Source organism: Haemophilus sputorum HK 2154 (assembly GCF_000287615.1).
Classification (GTDB): Bacteria; Pseudomonadota; Gammaproteobacteria; order Enterobacterales; family Pasteurellaceae; genus Haemophilus_A; species Haemophilus_A sputorum.
Map to the genome: position 1 here is coordinate 259,970 of NZ_ALJP01000009.1, position 21,817 is coordinate 281,786.

25 protein-coding genes are annotated in these 21,817 nt (G+C 37.3%); 14 read left to right on the top strand and 11 right to left on the bottom strand.

Going from position 1 to position 21,817, the window contains the following annotated elements; genetic code table 11:
* Positions 1-28: 28 nt before the first annotated feature.
* Both pta and HMPREF1128_RS03710 read right to left on the bottom strand, forming a co-directional pair.
* Positions 29-2,167, bottom strand: a complete 2,139-nt coding sequence (gene pta / locus HMPREF1128_RS03705) for a phosphate acetyltransferase (protein WP_007523996.1) — start codon at positions 2,165-2,167, stop codon at positions 29-31.
* 57 nt (positions 2,168-2,224) lie between these two features.
* Complete coding sequence (locus HMPREF1128_RS03710; protein ID WP_007524774.1) at positions 2,225-3,433, bottom strand: acetate kinase; 1,209 nt, start codon at positions 3,431-3,433, stop codon at positions 2,225-2,227.
* Positions 3,434-3,693: 260 nt separating this feature from the next.
* On the opposite strand from HMPREF1128_RS03710, the gene HMPREF1128_RS03715 reads away from it, so the two are divergent.
* A complete protein-coding gene (locus HMPREF1128_RS03715) occupies positions 3,694-3,855 on the top strand; it encodes a type II toxin -antitoxin system TacA 1-like antitoxin (protein WP_007525341.1) in 162 nt (53 codons plus the stop codon).
* 17 nt (positions 3,856-3,872) lie between these two features.
* Positions 3,873-4,157: a hypothetical protein gene (locus HMPREF1128_RS03720; protein WP_010128390.1), complete on the top strand. Its 285-nt coding sequence runs from the start codon at positions 3,873-3,875 to the stop codon at positions 4,155-4,157.
* Positions 4,158-4,254: 97 nt separating this feature from the next.
* On the opposite strand, the gene HMPREF1128_RS03725 is transcribed toward HMPREF1128_RS03720, so the two are convergent.
* Entirely contained in the window at positions 4,255-4,470 is a 216-nt protein-coding gene (locus tag HMPREF1128_RS03725) for a hypothetical protein (protein ID WP_007524011.1), read from the bottom strand.
* 139 nt (positions 4,471-4,609) lie between these two features.
* Here HMPREF1128_RS03725 and HMPREF1128_RS03730 point away from each other — a divergent pair, with 139 nt between their 5' ends.
* Together HMPREF1128_RS03730 and HMPREF1128_RS03735 are read left to right on the top strand one after the other, a co-directional pair.
* Entirely contained in the window at positions 4,610-5,872 is a 1,263-nt protein-coding gene (locus HMPREF1128_RS03730; RefSeq protein ID WP_007524908.1) for a phage/plasmid replication protein, II/X family, read from the top strand.
* Between the two features lie 24 nt (positions 5,873-5,896).
* Positions 5,897-6,193 carry a single-stranded DNA-binding protein gene (locus HMPREF1128_RS03735; protein ID WP_007525514.1) on the top strand — a complete coding sequence of 99 codons (297 nt, stop codon included), beginning with the start codon at positions 5,897-5,899 and terminating at the stop codon, positions 6,191-6,193.
* Between the two features lie 94 nt (positions 6,194-6,287).
* Here the strand turns inward: HMPREF1128_RS03735 and epmB are convergent, their stop codons facing one another.
* Together epmB and HMPREF1128_RS03745 are read right to left on the bottom strand one after the other, a co-directional pair.
* A complete protein-coding gene (epmB, locus tag HMPREF1128_RS03740; protein ID WP_007524320.1) occupies positions 6,288-7,304 on the bottom strand; it encodes an EF-P beta-lysylation protein EpmB in 1,017 nt (338 codons plus the stop codon).
* Positions 7,305-7,341: 37 nt separating this feature from the next.
* Entirely contained in the window at positions 7,342-7,908 is a 567-nt protein-coding gene (locus HMPREF1128_RS03745; protein WP_007525405.1) for a hypothetical protein, read from the bottom strand.
* Positions 7,909-8,057: 149 nt separating this feature from the next.
* Here HMPREF1128_RS03745 and efp point away from each other — a divergent pair, with 149 nt between their 5' ends.
* On the top strand, positions 8,058-8,624 hold the full coding sequence (gene efp / locus HMPREF1128_RS03750) for an elongation factor P (RefSeq protein ID WP_007524727.1): 567 nt from the start codon (positions 8,058-8,060) through the stop codon (positions 8,622-8,624).
* Positions 8,625-8,737: 113 nt separating this feature from the next.
* Here efp and HMPREF1128_RS03755 read toward each other — a convergent pair whose 3' ends face one another.
* Positions 8,738-9,811, bottom strand: coding sequence for an acyl-CoA dehydrogenase family protein (locus tag HMPREF1128_RS03755; protein ID WP_007524392.1), 1,074 nt, complete (start codon positions 9,809-9,811; stop codon positions 8,738-8,740).
* A gap of 289 nt (positions 9,812-10,100) precedes the next feature.
* Between HMPREF1128_RS03755 and glnS the strand changes: the two genes are divergently transcribed.
* The gene (glnS, locus tag HMPREF1128_RS03760; RefSeq protein WP_007524847.1) at positions 10,101-11,771 is read left to right on the top strand and encodes a glutamine--tRNA ligase; all 1,671 of its coding nucleotides are present in this window, start codon (positions 10,101-10,103) and stop codon (positions 11,769-11,771) included.
* Positions 11,772-11,833: 62 nt separating this feature from the next.
* Positions 11,834-11,980 carry a lipoprotein gene (locus tag HMPREF1128_RS10340; RefSeq protein WP_007524046.1) on the top strand — a complete coding sequence of 49 codons (147 nt, stop codon included), beginning with the start codon at positions 11,834-11,836 and terminating at the stop codon, positions 11,978-11,980.
* A 39-nt stretch (positions 11,981-12,019) separates the two neighbouring features.
* Here the strand turns inward: HMPREF1128_RS10340 and glpX are convergent, their stop codons facing one another.
* Complete coding sequence (gene glpX, locus HMPREF1128_RS03765) at positions 12,020-13,018, bottom strand: class II fructose-bisphosphatase (RefSeq protein WP_007525310.1); 999 nt, start codon at positions 13,016-13,018, stop codon at positions 12,020-12,022.
* A 194-nt stretch (positions 13,019-13,212) separates the two neighbouring features.
* Between glpX and HMPREF1128_RS03770 the strand changes: the two genes are divergently transcribed.
* The 3 genes from HMPREF1128_RS03770 to HMPREF1128_RS03780 all read left to right on the top strand — a co-directional run bounded on the left by HMPREF1128_RS03770 (position 13,213) and on the right by HMPREF1128_RS03780 (position 14,997).
* Positions 13,213-13,431, top strand: a complete 219-nt coding sequence (locus HMPREF1128_RS03770) for a cell division protein ZapB (protein WP_007524063.1) — start codon at positions 13,213-13,215, stop codon at positions 13,429-13,431.
* 55 nt (positions 13,432-13,486) lie between these two features.
* On the top strand, positions 13,487-14,065 hold the full coding sequence (locus tag HMPREF1128_RS03775) for a thymidine kinase (RefSeq protein ID WP_035530121.1): 579 nt from the start codon (positions 13,487-13,489) through the stop codon (positions 14,063-14,065).
* Between the two features lie 68 nt (positions 14,066-14,133).
* Entirely contained in the window at positions 14,134-14,997 is an 864-nt protein-coding gene (locus tag HMPREF1128_RS03780) for a VirK/YbjX family protein (RefSeq protein WP_007524713.1), read from the top strand.
* Between the two features lie 73 nt (positions 14,998-15,070).
* Here HMPREF1128_RS03780 and HMPREF1128_RS03785 read toward each other — a convergent pair whose 3' ends face one another.
* On the bottom strand, positions 15,071-15,487 hold the full coding sequence (locus HMPREF1128_RS03785) for a ClpXP protease specificity-enhancing factor (protein ID WP_007524558.1): 417 nt from the start codon (positions 15,485-15,487) through the stop codon (positions 15,071-15,073).
* Positions 15,487-16,131 carry a stringent starvation protein SspA gene (gene sspA, locus HMPREF1128_RS03790; RefSeq protein WP_007525118.1) on the bottom strand — a complete coding sequence of 215 codons (645 nt, stop codon included), beginning with the start codon at positions 16,129-16,131 and terminating at the stop codon, positions 15,487-15,489. The genes HMPREF1128_RS03785 and sspA overlap by 1 nt, the downstream gene beginning before the upstream one ends.
* A gap of 226 nt (positions 16,132-16,357) precedes the next feature.
* Here sspA and purE point away from each other — a divergent pair, with 226 nt between their 5' ends.
* From purE to HMPREF1128_RS03810, 4 genes are all read left to right on the top strand, one after another.
* Positions 16,358-16,852, top strand: a complete 495-nt coding sequence (gene purE, locus HMPREF1128_RS03795; protein ID WP_007524438.1) for a 5-(carboxyamino)imidazole ribonucleotide mutase — start codon at positions 16,358-16,360, stop codon at positions 16,850-16,852.
* A 1-nt stretch (position 16,853) separates the two neighbouring features.
* Positions 16,854-17,819 carry an asparaginase gene (locus tag HMPREF1128_RS03800; protein ID WP_007524612.1) on the top strand — a complete coding sequence of 322 codons (966 nt, stop codon included), beginning with the start codon at positions 16,854-16,856 and terminating at the stop codon, positions 17,817-17,819.
* 19 nt (positions 17,820-17,838) lie between these two features.
* Entirely contained in the window at positions 17,839-18,927 is a 1,089-nt protein-coding gene (gene purK, locus HMPREF1128_RS03805) for a 5-(carboxyamino)imidazole ribonucleotide synthase (protein WP_007524324.1), read from the top strand.
* 135 nt (positions 18,928-19,062) lie between these two features.
* A complete protein-coding gene (locus tag HMPREF1128_RS03810; protein WP_007525366.1) occupies positions 19,063-20,259 on the top strand; it encodes an amino acid aminotransferase in 1,197 nt (398 codons plus the stop codon).
* A gap of 148 nt (positions 20,260-20,407) precedes the next feature.
* On the opposite strand, the gene HMPREF1128_RS03815 is transcribed toward HMPREF1128_RS03810, so the two are convergent.
* Both HMPREF1128_RS03815 and HMPREF1128_RS03820 read right to left on the bottom strand, forming a co-directional pair.
* Entirely contained in the window at positions 20,408-21,067 is a 660-nt protein-coding gene (locus tag HMPREF1128_RS03815) for a hypothetical protein (protein WP_007524390.1), read from the bottom strand.
* Between the two features lie 9 nt (positions 21,068-21,076).
* Positions 21,077-21,808: a PD-(D/E)XK nuclease family protein gene (locus tag HMPREF1128_RS03820; protein WP_231287863.1), complete on the bottom strand. Its 732-nt coding sequence runs from the start codon at positions 21,806-21,808 to the stop codon at positions 21,077-21,079.
* Between the last annotated feature and the right edge of the window lie 9 nt (positions 21,809-21,817).

The window sequence follows — 21,817 nt, forward strand, 5'->3', positions numbered from 1 at the left end:
TAAACTGGGCGTATCATATGAACGTAAATTAAGCTTGAGTTGCTTGAATTGCAGTTAATGCAATGGTGTAAACGATATCGTCTACTAATGCACCACGAGATAAGTCATTAACTGGTTTACGCATACCTTGAAGCATAGGGCCAATTGAAACTAAATCTGCAGAACGTTGAACTGCTTTATAAGTGGTGTTACCTGTATTCAAATCTGGGAAGACGAATACAGTTGCTTTACCTGCAACAGGTGAGTTTGGTGCTTTAGAACGCGCCACATCTTCCATTACTGCAGCATCATATTGTAATGGGCCATCAATGATTAAATCTGGACGTTTTTCTTTTGCAATACGAGTTGCTTCTTTTACTTTCTCAACATCTGCACCAGAACCTGATGTGCCGGTTGAGTATGAGATCATTGCAACACGTGGGTCGATACCAAATGCTTTTGCAGACTCTGCAGATTGAATTGCGATTTCTGCTAATTGTTCAGCTGTTGGGTCTGGGTTAACCGCACAGTCACCATATACCAATACTTGGTCTGGTAATAACATAAAGAAGATAGAAGACACAATTGAGCTACCTGGTGCAGTTTTAATAATTTGCATCGGTGGACGAATGGTATTAGCCGTTGTATGAACCGCACCTGAAACTAAACCATCAACTTCGTTTGCTTCTAACATCATAGTACCTAATACTACAGTGTCTTCTAATTGTTCACGTGCAGCTTCTTCAGTCATACCTTTTGCTTTACGTAATTCAACTAAACGCGCAACATAGTTTTCACGTACATCTGCTGGGTTGATGATAGTAATACCTTTACCTAAGGTTACACCTTGTGCTTCTGCAACGCGTTGAACATCTGTTGGGTTAGCTAATAAAACACATTCTGCAATGCCACGTTCTGCACAAAGTGCTGCAGCTTTCACTGTACGAGGCTCATCACCTTCTGGTAATACAATACGTTTTTTCGCTTCACGTGCAAATTCAGTTAATTGATAACGGAATGCTGCAGGAGAGAGGCGACGTGCACGAGTTGCACCTTTAGAAACTTCTTCTACGAAGCCTGTATTTAACGTACTTGCAACATATTCTTTGATTGCGTTAATACGTTCTTTGTCATCAGTTGGCACTTCTAAGCTAAAACTTTGTAAGTTTAAAGCGGTTTGCCATGTATTGCCTTCAACACGGAATACTGGAATACCTGTTTCAAACGCTTGTTGGCAAAGTTTTGCAATTGGTGCTTCAATTTTATAACCACCAGTTAAAAGAATACCACCAATTTCAACACCATTCATAACCGCAAGACATGCTGCAACTAACACTTCTGGGCGGTCTGCTGAAGTTACTAATAAGTTACCTGCTTTAAAGTGATCAACCATGTGTGGAATGCTACGCGCACAGAAGCTGACACCACGAATACGACGGGTATTCAGCTCACCTTCATTAATGATTGCTGCATGTAAATGTTTAGCTAAGTCAATTGCACGAGTTGCAATTAAATCCGCTTTCCATTCAATACAAGCGAGTAGTTTAATTGGGCTTTTTGCAAATAACGCTTCAACTTCTGAAACGTTTTGTGTGCTGTGTTGGAATGAGTCAAAAATTTCTGCTAAATCAGGGCGAGTACGACCAGATTCATCTACTGGTGCATTAAATTTGTTGATAACCACACCTAAAAGGTTAGGGTTGTTACGACCACCGAATTCAGATGCAGCAGCTTCAACACGCTCTTTTAATTGAGCTGGTTTATCAGAACCAGGTGCGGCAACTAATACGATTTCAGCATCTAACGCTTGTGCAATTTCATAGTTAATGCTGTTAGCATATGCATTTGTACGAGTTGGAATTAAACCTTCGATAACAATAATTTCGTTATTTTTAGCTAATGCTTGATGGCGTTCTACCACTTTTTCTAATAAAACGTCAGTTTGGTTTTGACCGATAAGCGTTTCTGCTTCACTTAACATAAATGGCACACCAACTTCTGTTGATTGAGCTGCCTTGATAATTGAAGTTGAACGGTCTAAAACGTCTTCACCAGTAATAGACTGTGCAATAGGTTTTAAAAAGCCAACTTTAGTCCCTTTTTGTTCTAAAGCGTGCACTAAACCTAGGCTTACGCTTGTTAATCCAACACCTGTGGTCGTTGGAATAAGAATAATCGTTCTTGACATAATTATATTCCTATAAAAATAAAGTTAAAAAAGGGCAGAGTAATCTGCCCTTAAAAGTTATAGTGCTAATTTAGCAGTATCTTGTGCAATCACTAATTCTTCATTTGTCGGAATCACGATTGCTTTGAATGCTGAATCATCTGCTGTAATAACACCTTCTTTACCGAAGCGTGCTGCAAGGTTACGGTCGTGGTCTAATTTAACACCGAATAATTTTAAGTGGTTTAAAGTTAATTCACGAACGTGAGCTGAGTTCTCACCGATACCACCAGTAAACGCGATAGCATCTAAGTGATCATCACCTAAAATTGCCATATATGCACCGATATATTTTGCTAAACGGTAGCTATATACGTCTAAAGCACGTTTTGCTTCTGGTTTAGATGCATCATCATAGTTATCTTCAGCGTAACGACAGTCGCTGGTCACTTGAGTTAAACCTAAAAGACCTGATTTTTTCACTAAAGTCGTTTCAATTTCATCCATTGACATACCTAAGTTTTTGTATAGGTAGAAAATGATTGCTGGGTCAATATCACCAGAACGAGTACCCATTACTAAACCTTCTAACGGTGTTAAACCCATTGAAGTATCGATACATTTACCGTTACGAACGACAGAAACAGAACCGCCGTTACCTAAGTGGCAAACAATGGTATTTACTTGATCAGCTGGTTTACCAACACGTTCTGCGACTTCACGAGAAATAAATAAATGGCTTGTACCATGCGCACCATAACGACGAATGTGGTGTTCAGTATATAAGTTATATGGAAGTGCATATAAGAATGCTTCTTCAGGCATTGTTTGGTGGAATGCAGTGTCGAATACTGCAACGTTTTTGTCTTTTAATTCAGGGAAAATACGGAATGCTTCTTGAATACCGATTAAGTGGGCAGGGTTGTGAAGTGGTGCAAATTGAACTGCATCTTCGATACCTTTGATAACATCATCGTTAATAACAACAGATGAAGTAAAGCGCTCACCACCATGAACGATACGGTGGCCAATAGCACCAATACTTGCTTTTAATTCTTCTGATAACAACTCATTTGCGATGAATGAAAGCGCTTCGCTATGTGCAGCGCCAGCACCTAAATCTGCATTACCTTTTTCACCGTGTAATTTCCATTTGATGCGCGCATCTTCTAAATGAAAAGCTTCTGCTAAACCAGATAATTTTTCATCACCGGTTTTAGGGTCTAAGATAGCAAATTTTAAAGATGAGCTACCACAGTTAAGGATAAGAATTAAATTTTTAGACATGTCAAATACCTTAGTTGATTTGAAAGGGTAAAAGTTAGATACGCAAAGGCGTAGCTATCTGATATAGAATACACGTTTCGGCTATTGAATTAAAGATCTGATATAAAAAAATGGTAGAGATACCTTTAAATAGTTAATCGTCTAGATTTCGCATAATGACCTACAGGTTATGTTGAATTTGAGGGCTGTATACTTTTTAAACGGCCCGAAAATTTACACATAACCTGTTGTTATGCGAAGTTTATCAATAAGGTAGTTAAATGGAAGAAATAGAGAAAAGTTCTGATAATGTAGTTCTGGCCCTTTCTGCTAATGATCAAAAGTTAATTCTTGATTATTTAGAACATCCTAGAGAACCTAATCCAGCAATGTTAGAGGCTCTAAAAATGTATTCTTTATATGTTACTAAAAATATTAAATAGGGTTTTAAAGCTAAACTATGGCAGATATAACCTTATCTCATATCACACCACAACATTTTTTTGAGACAGTTAGACTCTTAAAAATGTCTGAACACCGTATTTATTTGACTGTTAACTCTCTGGAAGTCCGATTTCAATATAACCAAGCAGAGAGTAAAGAAGAGACTAACGAAAGACTTGAAAAGCTGGAGCATTTTATGCATTTTCTGGAAGAGTTAGTAAATTCGGATGTGCCGATTGATTTGGAAGAATTTATTAAGATGTATAAAAAAACAACTAAAAAACGCTATTATAGGCGGTAATAGTGATGTTTGTCTGAGCTCGCTAGAGTAGTGGACTACTCTTTAATAGTCCACTCTTGTAACAATTTGTTACATCTTTGATTGTTTATTACTCTATTTAGTTGATTTTACCTTCAATAATCTCTCTTTCTATTTTTTCTTGTTCTGCTCGGTTGATCAAATCGTGTTTAGCATCATTGAGATAATTGTTAATCATATAATTAACAACGTCCGTCCATTTTGTCACCTTTCCTGTCTTAGCAGTTATTTCAACGGCAACCCTTTCAATTTTCATATGCGTTTCTGTTGGAACGCCTAGATTTTTACGTTTCATTAGAGATTTCTCCACTATCACTATTAAGCATTTATGATAGCTCACAAATATATTTTTTATTATGTGAGTAAAATCACTTGCTCACAAATGAAATTTGATTTATTTTATTATCACTTGTGAGCAAGTGAGCGTTTTGGTTATGATTGATTTCTTGAAACTTTCTATCCCTTTTAAAACAGAGCATATCATCGTCTGTAAAGATGGTGAGACTTCGTTTTTGAAAGATAGCTTGATAGAGATAGCTAGAAGAACAGGCATAAAGTTAAAATCATCTAATGTTACGTTTGAGATTGATGGCGATCTTGATGTTCAAGAACTTTCACATCCATATGAATCAATTCCCAGCAATTATTCATCTTTAGCGATGAAAATTTTTAATGGTAGCGATACTTTAAAAACTCCTCCCTATGTGGAGTTGAAAGCAAGTCCCGCTAAATTGTTACAAGGACATAATATCTTCGGTTCAACAAATTTAGATGTATGTGCATTTATTATGTTGGAATCATTTCTCAAAGCTATGCCCGAACTTTATGAGATGGTTGACATTGATGAAACATCTGTTGATTGGATAGATGTTACGTTCTCGTCCCACATTCATTCAGAATCAGTACAAAAACAAGTAATTTTATTTCTTCAGAATGTAAAAGTAGGGCAGACACGAAAAACAAAATATAACAGAGAATATGAAACAACAGCAGAATGGAATTCAGGCTCTGAACATCGTTCTTTGAAAGTTTATTTGAAGGGAGATGAAGTACAAAAACGTTTGGCTGAGGCTAAATCTGAGTTAAGAAAAACACCCAGTAAAAAACATCTGCAAAATACGATAAATGTACTAAGTGATCCTAAGTTGATTGAGTTTTCAAAAAAATGTGTTCGATTTGAAGCAAGGTTAAAAGGTAGTTATTTAGACAAGCATAAGATTCCAAGAAATTTATTTGATCTAATTAAATATCAAAAAAGTTATGAAAAGAAGGGTAGAAACCTGATAAGAGATTTATGGCAAGAAGCATTTAAAGACCTAATTAAAGCAGTTGGAGAAAGTAAGATGAATGTTTATAACAGAGATCATATACAAAAATTATTATGTAAAACTTATTTTTCAATAACACCAAAAGGCAATATTAGTTATGCAAAAGCTGAGCGGATATTTAGCTTTTATAAAAATTTACTTAATGATGGTTATCAAGAAACGCAAAATTGTATGAATAGACAGACATTCTGGCGATATGAGAAAGATTTAATTGCTATCGGTTTAACCAAAGCTCAATTACAAAATCTGAAAGCTTATGAACGTCATAACATCATTCCGCTGATGAAACTTGTTGAAATTGATTTTAGTTGTCAGCGTCCTGATTGGTACGTTGAGCCAACTTTGGAGAAATGGGGCATCGCCGCATAGTTGAATAAAAAAGAGGAAATTAAAATGAGTAATCAAAACATTAACCAATACTTACTAAAAGTGCAGGTATTTGCAACATCACGTATTGATGAGCGTTCAGGTGTAAGCCAAAAAACCGGTAAAGATTGGTATATCCGCAATCAAGAAGCTTACATTGATTTAGGTGGCCAATTTCCTGTAATGGTAAAAATCCCATTACAGAAAGATCAAATTCCGTACGGTCCGGGTAATTATTACGTCCATCCAAGTTCATTTAGAGTCAGTGGTTATTCTGATTTACAGGTTTCTGATATTGTCCTAGTGCCTTCTGATGAAAAATAAATCTTTATATATCAATTACTTAGATTGATTTGTTTCGCATAATGTAGATTATGTTAAATGAATAATTAAACTAACAAAAGATTGAGTAACTTTGTTATCCAACTAACGTTTTATTCGGCTCTCCACCAATTTCACGTGCTAGTTTGGGAACTAAGTAACCTGATGTAATTTTTTGAAGTTCTCGGTAAATCTTTAAAGCTTCAGCATCTTCAACGAAGAAATGTGAGGCCCCTTCTACTCGGTCTAATAAGTGTAAATAATATGGCAAAATCCCAATACTAAATAATTTATGACTCAATTGTTTTAAACACTCAGCCTGGTTATTTACACCTTTAAGCAATACAGCTTGATTAAGCAATACAACATTAGCTTTTTTAAGCATTTGCATTTTTTGTGTAAAAATTTCATCTATCTCATTAGCGTGATTGATATGTGTCACCATCACAATATGCAAACGAGATTGCAAGAATCTTTGGCATAATATTTCTGTAATACGATTTGGAATCACTACAGGTAAACGAGAATGAATACGCAATGTTTGTATATGAGGAATTTGCTCTAATTGCGTAATAAGCCAATCTAACTCGGCGTCTTTCGCCATCAAAGGATCCCCCCCAGAGAAAATCACTTCCTCAATTTCTTTATGCGCGGCAATATAATCCAATCCTTGTTGCCAAATCTGTTTGCCACTTTTGATTTCATCATATGGGAAATGACGTCGGAAACAATAACGACAATTGATTGCACAACTATTTTTAATCATAAATAACAATCGATTTTGATATTTATGCAAAATATTAGGTGCTGGACTATGCTGTTCTTCTAGTGGATCTTTAACAAACCCTTCTGCTTGCAAAAATTCATTAGCCGAAGCCATTGCTTGTAGAAATAAGGGATCATAGCGATTTCCCTTCTCCATTTTTTCAGCAAATGATTTTGGTACACGTAAAGCAAATAATTTGCGCGCAAGTATATCCTGAGAAAAATCAGCTGGATCTAACTCAAGAAATTCAAGTAACGCGACTGGGTTATTAAAGGCATTAGCTAAATCGGTTAACCATTGCGCTTTTGTAGCTGTTTGTTGAGCAGTTGGAATAATCAATGAGTGCATAATAAATGCCCCTATTTCAAGGGGCTAAATAGAAGAATTAAGGAAGGAGCTGGCATTCTAATGGAGTGCCATTTGGATTTACCATCACAATAGGCGTACTTTGGCCACCTTGTGCAGCTGCTAAATATTGCACACCACCAATACAATAGCGACGATATCCATCTGTTTTTTCAACTAAATATGGGTCAATTTGTCCACCAATACTATGAAATTGTGCGACTGTAGAGACTACATTTTGTGTTGCTGGTGCTTGTTTTGTTTCAGTTACCGTTTGAGCTTGAGTTGTACCCTCTTGTGCTACTGCCTCATTAGGCGCAAGCGCATTGCTTAATAAATACCCTGCAGCTGCACCTGTTGCAAAGTTTGCCATACGATTCCCATTTACCGCTTGTTGGGATTGGTTGGGAATAGTTCGATTTGGCGTATTTTCAAAGGTCGCATCTTGTTTTTGTTGCGTGGATTGTGTTTTCTGTGTTTGAACAGGTTTTGAAACTACTGCACGAGAAGAACTGCCACCAAAACCGCCTGAACGCCCACCTCTTGCTTCAGCAAACCCTGCAACGGTGAATGCCACAATGGCAGAAATTGCCATAATTTTTTTCATATTCATTCCTCTTTTTAAGAAAGTTAACAGATTATAACAAAATTTTTTAGAGTTCTTTGAAGATTTACGGTATTATAGGGGGCTTTTTGGAAAACCCAATAGCGGGTAATTCAAAGTTTGTTAATTTTTTGTAAAACATTGAGGAATTTATGGCTAACTATAGCACTAATGATTTCAAACCAGGTTTAAAATTTATCCAAGATGGCGAACCTTGCGTAATCGTTGAAAACGAATTCGTGAAACCAGGTAAAGGTCAAGCATTTACCCGTACTAAAATCCGTAAATTGATTTCAGGTAAAGTATTAGAAATCAACTTTAAATCAGGTTCTTCTGTTGAAGCAGCTGATGTTGTAGATTATAACTACAACTACTCTTACAAAGATGAAGACTTCTGGTATTTCATGCACCCAGAAACTTTCGAGCAAATTTCTGTTGATGCAAAAGCATTAGGCGATAACGACAAATGGTTGGTTGACCAAGCAGAATGTATCATTACATTATGGAACGGTTCTGCAATCGCAGTAACACCACCAAACTTTGTGGAATTAGAAGTTGTTGAAACTGACCCAGGTTTAAAAGGTGATACCGCAGGTACTGGTGGTAAACCAGCAACATTAAGCACTGGCGCAGTAGTTCGTGTACCATTATTCGTTCAAATCGGTGAAGTTATCCGTGTGGATACCCGTTCAGGCGAATACGTTTCACGCGTAAAATAATTTAATTTTCGCAGTTTAAACAAAACAAGCGGTAAAATTTCTTGCAAACTTTGCAAAAAATCTTACCGCTTTTTATTGCTTCAAAAAATGGCTGAAGATTAACGTTTATATTGTTAAGCAGCCTGTAAAATTGTTTTCAACTGTAATGCGCTTGGCGTTACTACAGGTAAGAATGCGCCTTCTCTCCAACGACGAATAAAATCTGAACCTGCATTTTGTAAATAGCCACGCCCACCAGAGGCTTGAAGTTCTAGCAATAAACTTTGCGCGACTACATCCACAATTTCAATGCGAATATTAAATAGCGCTTTAGGATTTTCAATAAAATAGTTACCTTGTGCTAAACCTTGAGCTAAACGCTGTTCTAAGTCCGCTAATTTTTTTACCTGAACATCATATTCAGGTTTTAGCACAGAACGATTCTCAACATAATCTAATGCTTTTTTTACTTCCGCTAGACTGCGAGCCGCCAAACCAAATGCCATTGCACATTGTAACCCCAAGAAAGTAGGGCGAACATCAGACAAATATTCTTCCGCATTGTTGGCAATAATCCAATCGGGATCAAGCTCTACATGATTTAGCTCCACAGCAACAGTATTACTTCCTTGTAGCGCGACTAAAGAAAGCTCTTTAGCCCGAACAACGCCTTGTGCATTCGATGGTAACGCGACAATAATTGGCGCATGGCTACTATTTTCATACTCGGCAGCAATAATGGTTACAAATCCTTTTGCGGTTAAATTCGTAATCCATGGTAATCGCCCTTGTAAATAGCGCTTTCCATCTTTTTCGATAATTTTTACTTGTAATTCTTCAATACCTGATAGGAATTTTACTGCATTTGATAATCCTGTGCCGCCTGAGAGATTACCAACTAACAAATCGGCTAACCAACGTTCTCTTGGTGCGTGGTTTTCACTACTTAATAGATTTTGAATTAGGGTGCGATGCCCCCAAGAAATAAACCCCGCGGTTAAAGAATAAGTGGAAATTTCACGTACGGCGGCAATGGCTTGTTCAAAATCTCCCCCTGCTCCACCAAGATTCTCTGGTACTCCGATTTTAAAAACGCCTTCGTTTGCTATCCGTTGAAATAATTCATCGGCATATTGATTTGATTGATCGATTTCAGTGGCATGTTGGTTTAACCATGCTAGAAACTCTGCTGAGAAAAATTGAGACATTGTGTTGCTCCTTATTTGTTTTTTTATTGTTAAAAATGGAATGGCATGATAGATAGTAATTTAATTTTTTAGGCAAGAAAACCAACTAAAATCCACTAAATATTCTTTTTTTGTATAAGAATAAAAAGTTATAACACTAAACGATGCTCTTTTTTAAAGGCAAAATAAAAAGCAAGCGGTCAGAATTTGCAAAATTTTTACAAAAAAGACGCGCTTGCTTTCGCCCTTTCCGTTCTTATCAATACAGTGTAGAATACAAGTTATTTTTTATTGAAAAACAGAGAATGTTATGAGCGAAGAGATTTTAACTAACGCACCGGAAAGTCGTGCGAATTTTATTACCCATATTATTGATGAAGATTTAGCATCAGGTAAACATAACAACGTTTATACTCGATTCCCACCTGAGCCAAACGGCTATTTACATATTGGTCACGCTAAATCTATCTGCCTAAACTTTGGTATTGCACAAGAATATCAAGGTAAATGTAATTTGCGTTTTGACGATACTAACCCTGTAAAAGAAGACGTTGAATATGTTGATTCAATTAAAGCTGATGTGGAATGGTTAGGCTTTAAATGGGAAGGTGAACCTCGTTATGCTTCAGATTACTTTGATGCGCTTTATGGATATGCTATTGAGTTAATCAAAAAAGGTTTAGCTTATGTTGATGAACTTTCACCAGATGAAATGCGCGAATATCGTGGCACATTAACTGAACCGGGTAAAAACAGCCCTTATCGTGATCGTTCAGTAGACGAAAACTTAGCGCTATTTGAAAAAATGAAAAATGGCGAAATCGCAGAAGGTAAAGCTTGTTTACGTGCCAAAATTGATATGGCATCGCCTTTTATTGTGATGCGTGACCCAGTGATTTATCGTGTTAAATTCGCTCACCACCACCAAACGGGGGATAAATGGTGCATTTATCCGATGTACGACTTCACGCACTGTATCTCTGATGCTATTGAACGTATTACCCACTCTTTATGTACGTTAGAATTCCAAGACAACCGTCGTTTATATGATTGGGTATTAGATAATATTTCTATTGAACGCCCATTACCGCATCAATATGAATTCTCACGCTTAAATTTAGAAGGCACATTAACCTCTAAACGTAAATTATTAAAACTGGTTACAGATGGTATTGTCGATGGTTGGGATGACCCTCGTATGCCAACCATTTCAGGTTTACGTCGTCGTGGTTATACGCCAGCATCATTGCGTGAATTCTGTCGCCGTATCGGGGTAACCAAACAAGATAACGTAGTAGAATACTCTGCGCTTGAAGCATGTATTCGTGAAGACTTAAATGAAAATGCACCACGTGCAATGTCCGTGATTAACCCTGTTAAAGTGGTGATTGAAAATTTTGGTGACAAAGAAATCTTAAAAGCACCTAACCATCCGAACCGCCCAGAATTAGGTGAACGCGAATTGCCATTTACGCGTGAGCTTTATATTGATGAAGCGGACTTCCGTGAAGAAGCAAATAAACAATATAAACGTTTAGTATTAGGCAAAGAAGTTCGCTTACGTAATGCTTATGTGATTAAAGCTGAGCGTGTTGAAAAAGATGCAAGCGGTCAAATTACCACAATTTATTGCACATACGATCCTGAAACCTTAGGTAAAAATCCAGCGGATGGTCGTAAAGTAAAAGGCGTAATTCACTGGGTATCTGCTGAAGAGAATAAACCTGCTGAATTCCGTATTTACAATCGTTTATTTACTGTACCAAATCCAGGTGCAGCAGATGACATTGAAACCGTATTAAACCCTGAATCTTTAGTGGTGAAACACGGTTTTGTGGAACCAAGTTTAGCGAATGCAAAAGCGGAACAAGGTTACCAATTTGAACGTGAAGGCTACTACTGCTTAGATAGCAAAGATGGTTCAGCTGAGAACTTAGTCTTTAACCTGACAGTGAGTTTAAAAGAAGGCTTTAGTGCCTAGTGAACATTTGCAAGCGGTCGGATTTTCTCAACCGCTTGCAATTTTATTTTGAGGAAAGTGTTATGAAAAAAATCATCCTATTATTAGTTAGCATATTAGCCATCAGCGCTTGTTCGCAATCAAAAAACGTTTATTTCAATGGTGCGGAAGGCTCTCACTCGGGAATTCGATATAGTTCAACCGATAAAAGCATCTCTATCAACCCATAAAACAATGCGGTAATAACCAATATTACCGCATTCTTTTTGCTAATCGTCCGTCAAATGAGAAATATCATGGTAAGACGCTAATTTACGAATAGTTCGTGAACGGCCTCGAATTAACAACGTTTCTGTAAAGATCATACTGCCTTTGCGTTGCACACCTCTAAGCAAATCTCCTGTAGTAATGCCTGTTGCAGCAAAAACGACATTATCATCTCGCACAATCTCTTCTATTTTTAATACCGTATTCACAGGAACATTCATGGCAGCACAACGCGAAATTTCTTTTTCCGCAGCTTTTAAGTTTTCAGGTGTATTCCCTTTTACTTTATTACGTGGAATCAATCTTGCCTGAATATCTCCCCCTAGTGCATTTACAGCAGCCGCAGTCACAACTCCTTCCGGCGCACCACCGATGCCATAAACTAAATCAATATCGCTATCAGGCAAACAACATTGTACACCAGCAGCAACATCGCCATCTGGAATAGCAAGAACTCTTACGCCTAAGGCTTGTACCGATTTGATAATTTCATCATGTCGAGGTTTTGCAAGAATAGCTACCGTAATTTGTGATAGTAATTTTCCTTTTTTAGAAGCCACTCGGCGAATGTTTTGTTCAAGCGGTAAGTTTAAATCAATCATCCCTTTGGCATCGCTATCTACCACTAGTTTTTCCATATACATATCTGGCGCTTGTAAGAATGTGTTTTTTCCCCCAGCAGCTAACACCGCTAATGCACCAGATTGCCCCATAGCTGTCATGCGAGTTCCATCAATTGGATCAACCGCAATTGAAACCTCTTCTTGGTCAGGTTTGTTTTGTCCAACTTTTTCACCAATATAAAGCATTGGCGCTTCATCAATTTCCCCTTCTCCAATCACTACTTCACCACGAATTTCCATCTGATTCAGTAGCTGACGCATTGCTTTTACCGCAGCATTATCTGCCGCATTTTTATCCCCTCGCCCAATCCAATCAAAAGCAGCTAACGCAGCTGCCTCTGTGACGCGAGAAAATTCAAATGCAATTGCCCGTTTCATGATTCTGACTCCTTTACTAAAAAAACATTATTATTTTAACGCAACGCAAACGATTGCGAACAAAAATTTGCATAAAAACGTGATAAAAAATTATTTTTTACAAAAACATGGAACTTTTCAATGAAATCAATATCTTAATTAGGTATAATCCTTATGTATTTTAGTCACACATTTCCCATTTAGAGGTAAACACTATGTCATTAACAATTCTTGACCAACTTGAAGAAAAAATTAAACAAGCCGTTGAAACTATCCAACTCCTTCAATTAGAGTTAGAAGATTTAAAAGAACAAAAAGCGGCAGCAGAACAAGAATCAGCGGCATTACGCCAAGAACATGAGCAATTAAAATCAGAGCACCAAAACTTCCAAGATCGTTTGCGTGCACTTTTAGGTCAAATTGACAACGTTTAATTACTGATTAACACCAAACGGCTACTTAGTTAGCCGTTTTTTATTACACTGGATTATGGCAAAGCTCTACTTTTATTATTCTTCGATGAATGCAGGGAAATCGACTACTCTGCTTCAATCTGCTTATAACTATCGCGAACGTGGTATGAATACCCTTATCTATACTGCTGCCATTGATGATCGCTTTGGATTAGGTAAAGTGACCTCCCGAATTGGTATTGCAGAAGATGCCAAGTTATTTACCAATGAAACCAATCTTTTCCTTGAAATTGCTAACGAGTTAGAAAAACAGCCACTGCACTGTATTCTGATTGATGAGGCACAATTTCTAACTAAAGCGCAAGTTTATCAACTGACCGATATCGTTGATAAATTAAATATTCCAGTGCTTTGCTATGGACTACGTACCGATTTCCAAGCAGAATTATTTGAAGGCAGCCACTATTTGTTAGCTTGGGCTGATGAATTGGTAGAACTCAAAACTATTTGCGATTGTGGGCATAAAGCCCATTTCGTGTTGCGTCTAAATGCGGACGGTCAACCTGTTAAAGATGGCGAGCAAATACAAATTGGCGGGAATGACCGTTATCTTTCCGTCTGCCGTAAACATTATAAAGAAAGACTTGGTAAATAGCCTAAATTGAAAAATTAGCTAATTTGCCAAAATTATGCGAAAATGGCCACCGATTTCAAGGAGCAGTTATGAACTTATCTCAATATCGGTGGACTAAGGCAACGGAAATTTACCCAAACCGAGGTAAGAAATCCTATGCAGGCAAACGCTTGCGTTATAGACTTCGTTCACTCCTTCATCGTCGCCAAGTTAAGCAATTTGAACAATTTGTTGCACAACATCCACTACTTATCCCTCTTTTAAAACAGCGGGTAAATTATAGCTATCCACTGGTACATCGTTTTTTAGATAAACGATTTAATACTCAACAGCGCTTTAATGCAATTTGTGAAAATTTATTATTTTTACCACAACAATTATCCTATTTGACTGAACCACTTTGGCAACAACCAATAAGCTTTGGTGAGGTAATTCCAGATTTTGAGATTTTACTCAATATCAATGAACATCAACCAATGGAGGGGTTCTGGGCATTAGAGCTTCGCTATAAACCACATAATCAACTGATCTATTTACTCACGTTCGGTAAGTTAGATGATGCATTACTGATTGCAGTAGTTCAAGGTCCGAACTTTGAAGGTGCTAAGGAGTTGGTTAAACGGCTTACCAAATCTTGTCATGGTTTACGCCCAGCATATTTAATGGTTGAAGCGATGAAACTGCTTACCCAAATACTGGGATACCAGAAACTTTTTGGTATTCCCCAAAAATATCAGAATAAATCTCGCCTAGTACAAAGCAAGCGTTATGTGGTGGATTATGATGCTATTTTTTCTGAAGCTGGTGGGAAAGCTGGGCATTATTGGACTTTACCATTGCAAGAAGATCGTGATCTTGAGTCTATTCCTAGCAAAAAGCGCTCAATGTATCGGAAACGTTTTGCAATGTTAGATAGTCTAGGTGAAATCATGCAACAAACATTAAATAAATAGTTTTCGCACATAAAAAAGCTCGGTATTTACCGAGCTTTCTTTTTGCAAAAAATAGTAGAAATCAGACCGCTTGTTATTTCACTAATTTTAAGTGAGATGACTTTTTCTTCACGACTTTTTTCTCAGTTGTGGACTCACATAATTGTTTCGAACGCTCAAGATAAGCTTGTTCGCTATAATACGACTCTTCTTGGAACAAAATGCCATCTCCAGACTCTTGAGCATATAACGCTTCTGCAGCCCCAAATGGAATATAAATATCTCGTAACATTCCTTGAAAACGTGCACTAAAACGAATTGCTTCATCATCAACCACATATTGCCCAATTGAACGTTGGGAAATATTTAAGATAATTTTTCCGTCCCGTATAAATTCAACAGGAACATCTACATCTGGATAATTGCAATTGACTAATAAATAAGGGGTGTTTCCGTTATCTGAAATCCAGTTGTAATAAGCATAATAAACATAAGGGCGTAAAGGTTTCATTATTCTTTATCATCCATTAAATGTTTCGGTGCAGCACCACCGATAGATTGTACAAAACTATCACGTTGGAATACACGCGTCATATAAGCGTTGATTGCTTTTGCACTGCTTCCACTAAATTCAATACCAAGTTGATTCATTCGCCATAATAGTGGTGCAACATAGCAATCAACCAAACTAAACTCTTCGCTCATAAAATAAGGCGTTGCTGCGAAAATTGGGGCCAATGCCATCATTTCTTCACGCAGTTGTGCTAATGCTTTTTGTCCTTCTTTTGATTCAGGTGCGCGATTTACGATATTGATCAAAGAATACCAATTCTGTTCAATACGATACATCGTTAAACGGCATTTGGCACGTAATACAGGATAAACAGGCATTAGTGGTGGATGAGGAAAACGCTCATCAAGATATTCCATAATAATACGCGAATTAAACAAGACTAGGTCGCGATCAACTAAAGTTGGAATATTACCGGAAGGATTTAATACCATTAAATCTTCAGAAATCGAATTAGGGCTCACATTTTCAATCTCATAAGGCACCCCTTTTTCGGCTAAAACGATACGCACCTGATGGCTATAAATATCGTTTTTCTCTGAAAACAAGGTGGTTACAGAACGTTTATTGGCACTACTTGTCATTTATTATTCTCTCCGATAACTGATATGATACGCATGCTATTGAAAAACACATTGCAATAGCGAATTCAACGATAAATTATAGCATTTCCTTGCCTAAAATAACAGTATAAAATCATGCTTTGTCGCGTATTCCTTCGATAAGGAAGGATTATTTAAAATACCCAAGCAATCGTTTGCTCATCATGCTATACTTTTTATTATTTATTGACTAAACATAAGGTTTTCTATGTCTCAACCAGAAATTGCCATTGTTATGGGTTCTAAAAGCGACTGGGCAACAATGTCGGAAGCAACACAAATTTTAGATCAATTTTCGTTACCCTATCACGTTGAAATCGTTTCAGCCCATCGTACACCAGATAAACTTTTTTCTTTTGCTGAAAATGCTCGGGCAAACGGCTATAAAGTCATTATTGCGGGCGCAGGTGGCGCAGCTCATCTTCCCGGCATGATCGCAGCTAAAACTATCGTTCCTGTTTTAGGTGTCCCTGTTAAAAGTAGTATGTTAAGCGGTGTAGATAGCCTCTACTCTATTGTGCAAATGCCCAAAGGGATTCCTGTTGGCACGTTAGCCATTGGGCCAGCTGGTGCAGCCAATGCGGGGTTATTAGCCGCACAAATTTTAGCGATGTTCCATCCTGAATTGACTGAAAAACTACAAGCTTTCCGTCAAGCACAAACACAAACTGTATTAGATAATCCAGATCCTAGAGTCGCATAATATGTCGAAAAAATTATTGATTCTACACACTGGCGGCACGATTTCTATGAGCGAAGGCAAAGATGGAAAAGTCTCGCCTTCTGAGCGAAATCCGTTATTAGACACTCTTGAGAAATTAAATCATCCTGCACAACTATTCCAAGAGTCTATTTTTAATGTTCCTTCTCCACATATCAATTTAACGCATTGGCTAACGTTAAAAGCACGGATTGAAAAAGCGGTTAATGACGAATTTTACGATGGCATCGTTATCACACACGGTACAGATACATTAGAAGAAACAGCTTATTTTTTAGATTTAGCATTAAATATCAATGTACCAGTTGCCATTACTGGCGCAATGCGTTCAAGTAATGAACTTGGTGCCGATGGCTTAATTAACCTACAAAGTGCAATTTTAGTGGCGCTTTCGCCAGAAAGTCGTGGCAAAGGCGTCTTGGTTGTCATGAATGATGAAATTCATCACGCAAAATTCGTCACGAAAACCCATACTACAAACGTAGCTACTTTCCAAACACCAACTTTTGGACCTTGCGGGTTAATTACGAAAAATAATGTGCTTTATTTCCAGCAACTAACCGTTTATGAACGTTTTCCTGTACGTGAAATCTGTTACTCAAACATTCAAGTTATCAAAGCTTATGCGGGAATGGATAGTTTCTTACTTACCCAATTAGCTCAACATGGATGCGATGGTGTCATTATTGAAGCTTTAGGCGCAGGAAACCTTCCGCCAGATTCACTTTCGGGTGTAAACGCATTATTAGAGGCTAATATTCCCGTCGTATTAGTTTCACGCGCATTCCACGGCGTTACCCAAGATGTTTATGATTATCTTGGCGGCGGAAAACAACTCAAACAGCAAGGTATCATTTTTACAACGGGTCTTAGCGGACAAAAAGCACGCATTAAACTGATGGTATTATTGAACCAACAACGTGAAAAACCGCTTGCCGATTATTTTTAACAAAAACGGAATCCAAACCATGCAAAAAAGTGCAATTTACCCACCAGTGTATGTTCTAGGTAATGGTCAATTAGGCAGAATGCTACGCTATGCTGGTGCGCCTTTAGATATTGAAGTTTTGCCTCTTGCTTTTGATGCGCCAGTGTTTGAACTGCCTTCAAACAGCATCATTACCGCAGAAATTGAACGTTGGACGCAAACACCTTTAACCCAATTACTTGGTAATCATTCTAACTTCGTTAATCTAAATGTGTTTGGCACAACGGCCGATCGTTTCACACAAAAAAGCTTATTAGACAAACTACAATTACCGACAGCACCATGGCAACTACTCTCCTCTAAAGCACAATGGGATGAAGTATTTAGCCAAGTTGGAAAAAAAGTGGTGGTAAAACGCCGCACAGGTGGCTATGACGGACGAGGTCAATGGATTGTCACTCAAGAAAATTGCGCACAAATTACGGATGATCTCTTTGGAGAAGTCATCGCAGAGAAATTTATTCCATTTGATGGTGAAGTTTCTCTAGTCGGCGCACGGTTTAAAAATGGCGAAACACGTTTTTATCCAGTCACGCATAACTTACAACAAAACGGCATTTTACGTTATTCGATTTATCATCCTGATTTTCCACAGCAAGCCCACTTCCAAGCGCAAGCTGAACAAATGCTTAAAAAAATTATGGATGAACTCAATTATATCGGCGTGATGGCAATGGAATGTTTTGTTGTGGGCGATAAACTCCTCATCAATGAGCTGGCTCCTCGCGTACACAATAGCGGGCATTGGACTCAACTTGGTTGTTCAATTAGTCAGTTTGAACTTCATTTAAGAGCGTTATTAGATCTCCCTACTCCAAAACTTGAGCCCATTGCACCAAGTGTGATGGTTAATCTCATCGGCATTGAACATAACAATGCTTGGCTTAATATACCGTTTTCACAATTACATTGGTACGGTAAAGAGGTTCGTGCAGGACGTAAAGTTGGGCATATCAATCTCACTCATCCAAGTAACACCCAATTGATCGCATTACTTGAGCAGCTTCGCCCGCATCTTACCGAAGATTTCCAAAGCGGCTTAAATTGGGCAATTGAGAAATTAAAATAACGAGCACATTACAAGCGGTTAAATTTGTAAAAAGTTTTGCAAAAAATTTTTCATTTTAACCGCTTTTCTATTGTCAAAAGCGACTATCAGTTGTATAAGTAACCTTAGTTCACACACAACAATGAGGATAATAAGATGTCATTATTTGCACATATTCAGGCTGCACCAGCAGACCCAATTTTAGGTTTAGGTGAAGCATTTAAAGCAGAAAAACGCCCTGGTAAAATTAACTTAGGGATTGGCGTTTATATGAATAACGAAGGTGTTACGCCAATTATGAGCGCAGTTAAAATTGCTGAAGCTCGCCTATTAGAGGAAGAAATCAATAAAAACTATCTCACAATTGATGGCGTACAAGCATTTAATGCACACACCCAAGAATTACTATTCGGGAAAAATGCTGAAATTATCCACACTGGACGTGTTAAAACTGCACAAAGTTTAGGCGGAACTGGGGCGTTACGTATCGCAGCAGAATTTATTAAACGCCAAACTGCTGCGCAAAACATTTGGATTTCTAACCCAACATGGCCAAACCATACAGCGATTGCAAATTCTGCTGGTATCAATGTTAAAAACTATCGTTACTACAACCAAGAAACCCACGCATTAGATTGGGATAATTTAATTGCTGACTTAAGCCAAGCACAAGCAGGCGATGTTGTGTTATTCCATGGGTGCTGCCATAACCCAACCGGTATCGATCCAACACCAGAACAATGGGATTTCTTAGCAAAAATGTCAGCTGAGAAAGGTTGGCTACCATTATTTGACTTTGCTTACCAAGGTTTAGGTAACGGATTAGAAGAAGATGCTTACGGCTTACGTGCATTTGCCAAAGTCAATAAAGAATTATTAGTTGCAAGCTCATATTCTAAAAACTTCGGTTTATACAATGAGCGCGTTGGCGCCTTTACTTTAATTGCTGAAACACCAGAAATTGCAAATAATGCCTTCTCACAAGTGAAGTCTATTATTCGTGTGCTCTACTCTAACCCTGCTTCTCACGGCGCAAACACGGTTTCTCGTGTATTAGATGATGCAGAATTAAAAGCAAGCTGGATTAAAGAATTAGATGGCATGCGTGATCGCATTAAAACCATGCGCACCAAAATGGTAGAATTGCTAAAAGAAAAAGGCGCAAAACAAGATTTCAGCTTTATTGCTGAACAAAATGGAATGTTCTCTTTTAGTGGCTTAACACCAGAACAGGTTGATCGCTTAAAAGATGAATTTGCCATTTATGCGGTACGATCAGGTCGAATCAACGTTGCCGGCATTACCGACAAAAACATTGATGCACTTTGTGAAGCTATTGTAAAAGTGCTCTAATCTAAAAAGAAATTAGATTTATTAAACAATCTGCACCTTAAAATCGATTACTTATATTGGTAACAAATTAAGGTGCAGATTTTTCTTACAAATTTTGGGAAATTTTCCTGTATGAGAAAAGTTTTAACTTGCCTCATGATAAAAATCACTATTTTCCTATTATAATAAAACGTTCCTTTGCTGCTTCCACAATCTGTTCAAAAATAGAATGCGCTCTTTTGAATCTATTCAATGCATTTCGAATAGGTTGCATCGCATCGACTAAATTATCTGGGTAACATTCTATTACTTGTTTTGGTTCGAGTTTTTCATCTATTGGGAAATAGATATCGCCTTCTTTAGCATTAAGCTTAAATCCAAAAGAAATTAATTTTGTTTCATATTTTTTGTATTGTTCGCTAATAAAGTTTTTCCATTCTTTCTCACTACATTGGGTAAATTGCTTCTTATAACTATAGAAGCCTAATACCATACGTTCATTTTTATGTGAGAATAGTGGTGTTATCCACCAATACGTTCCTTTTTCTATTATTCCTTCATCACATTCAAATCCAAAATAATAATGAGCAAAGCAGTTTTTATAATCTGCATCATTATTGTTATTAGCAAGCCATTTAATTGGATAAAAAAGCACATCGCCATGTTGAAAAAAATCGAATCTCCCTTTAAACTCAGGAAACTCATCCTGAATTACTTCATCAATTTTATTAAATAACAATGCATTAAATTCATCCCTTATAAGTAATGAAGCTTCATCAAATATTTGAATATTTTCAATAATAATTCTAAAAGCGGCTTTTTTACTCATTTTTACTCCCTAAAATGTAAGAATATGTTGTATAAACTGCTCTGCTAACCAGATACCTTTATGTTGTGATACTTGCTGATTGGTTCTACGAGTATATTGAGTAAATGCAGTAGCAAGCCTTTTCCATGATAATCCAATAATATCTTGTCTGTTACGATAATTAATAGGCAATAAGCCATCACGCGTTAAATAAATTACTACAAAAGTCCGATTTCCAGCCTTAATTCTAGCATTGTCTAAATACCGTTCTAACTGTTTTTCACCCTCAATAGCATTAATTTTCACTTCAATAAATACTAATAGATTCTCAGCTTCAATTTCAATATCAACACGCTCACTTATTTCACCTAGCGGATGGCTTTCAGCTGTAGTACGGTATTGAGTTAAAGTTGGTAAAGATGATGATAAATGTATACTTTCAAATAATGCATTTAAAAAAGCTTTTCCCTGCCCATGATCTGCATACATATCTAAAAACCAACGTAATACTTTGCTGTTTCTTACTTCATTTTGTCCAATGTTCGCTATCTGCCAAACATTTATATATTTCCCTTCTGCTTTTTCTTGCTCAATCCCTGCTGTTATTTGTTGGTAATCAGTCAAAAATTGTTGAAGTTTTTTGGCATCAGGGATGTATTGAAATTTCTGCATATTTGATTCTACAGATAATTCAACATTTGCTTGCCAATCTGCACAGAAATTTGCAAGTTGTTGCGCAAAATTATTATTTATACCCATCATTTTCTACGT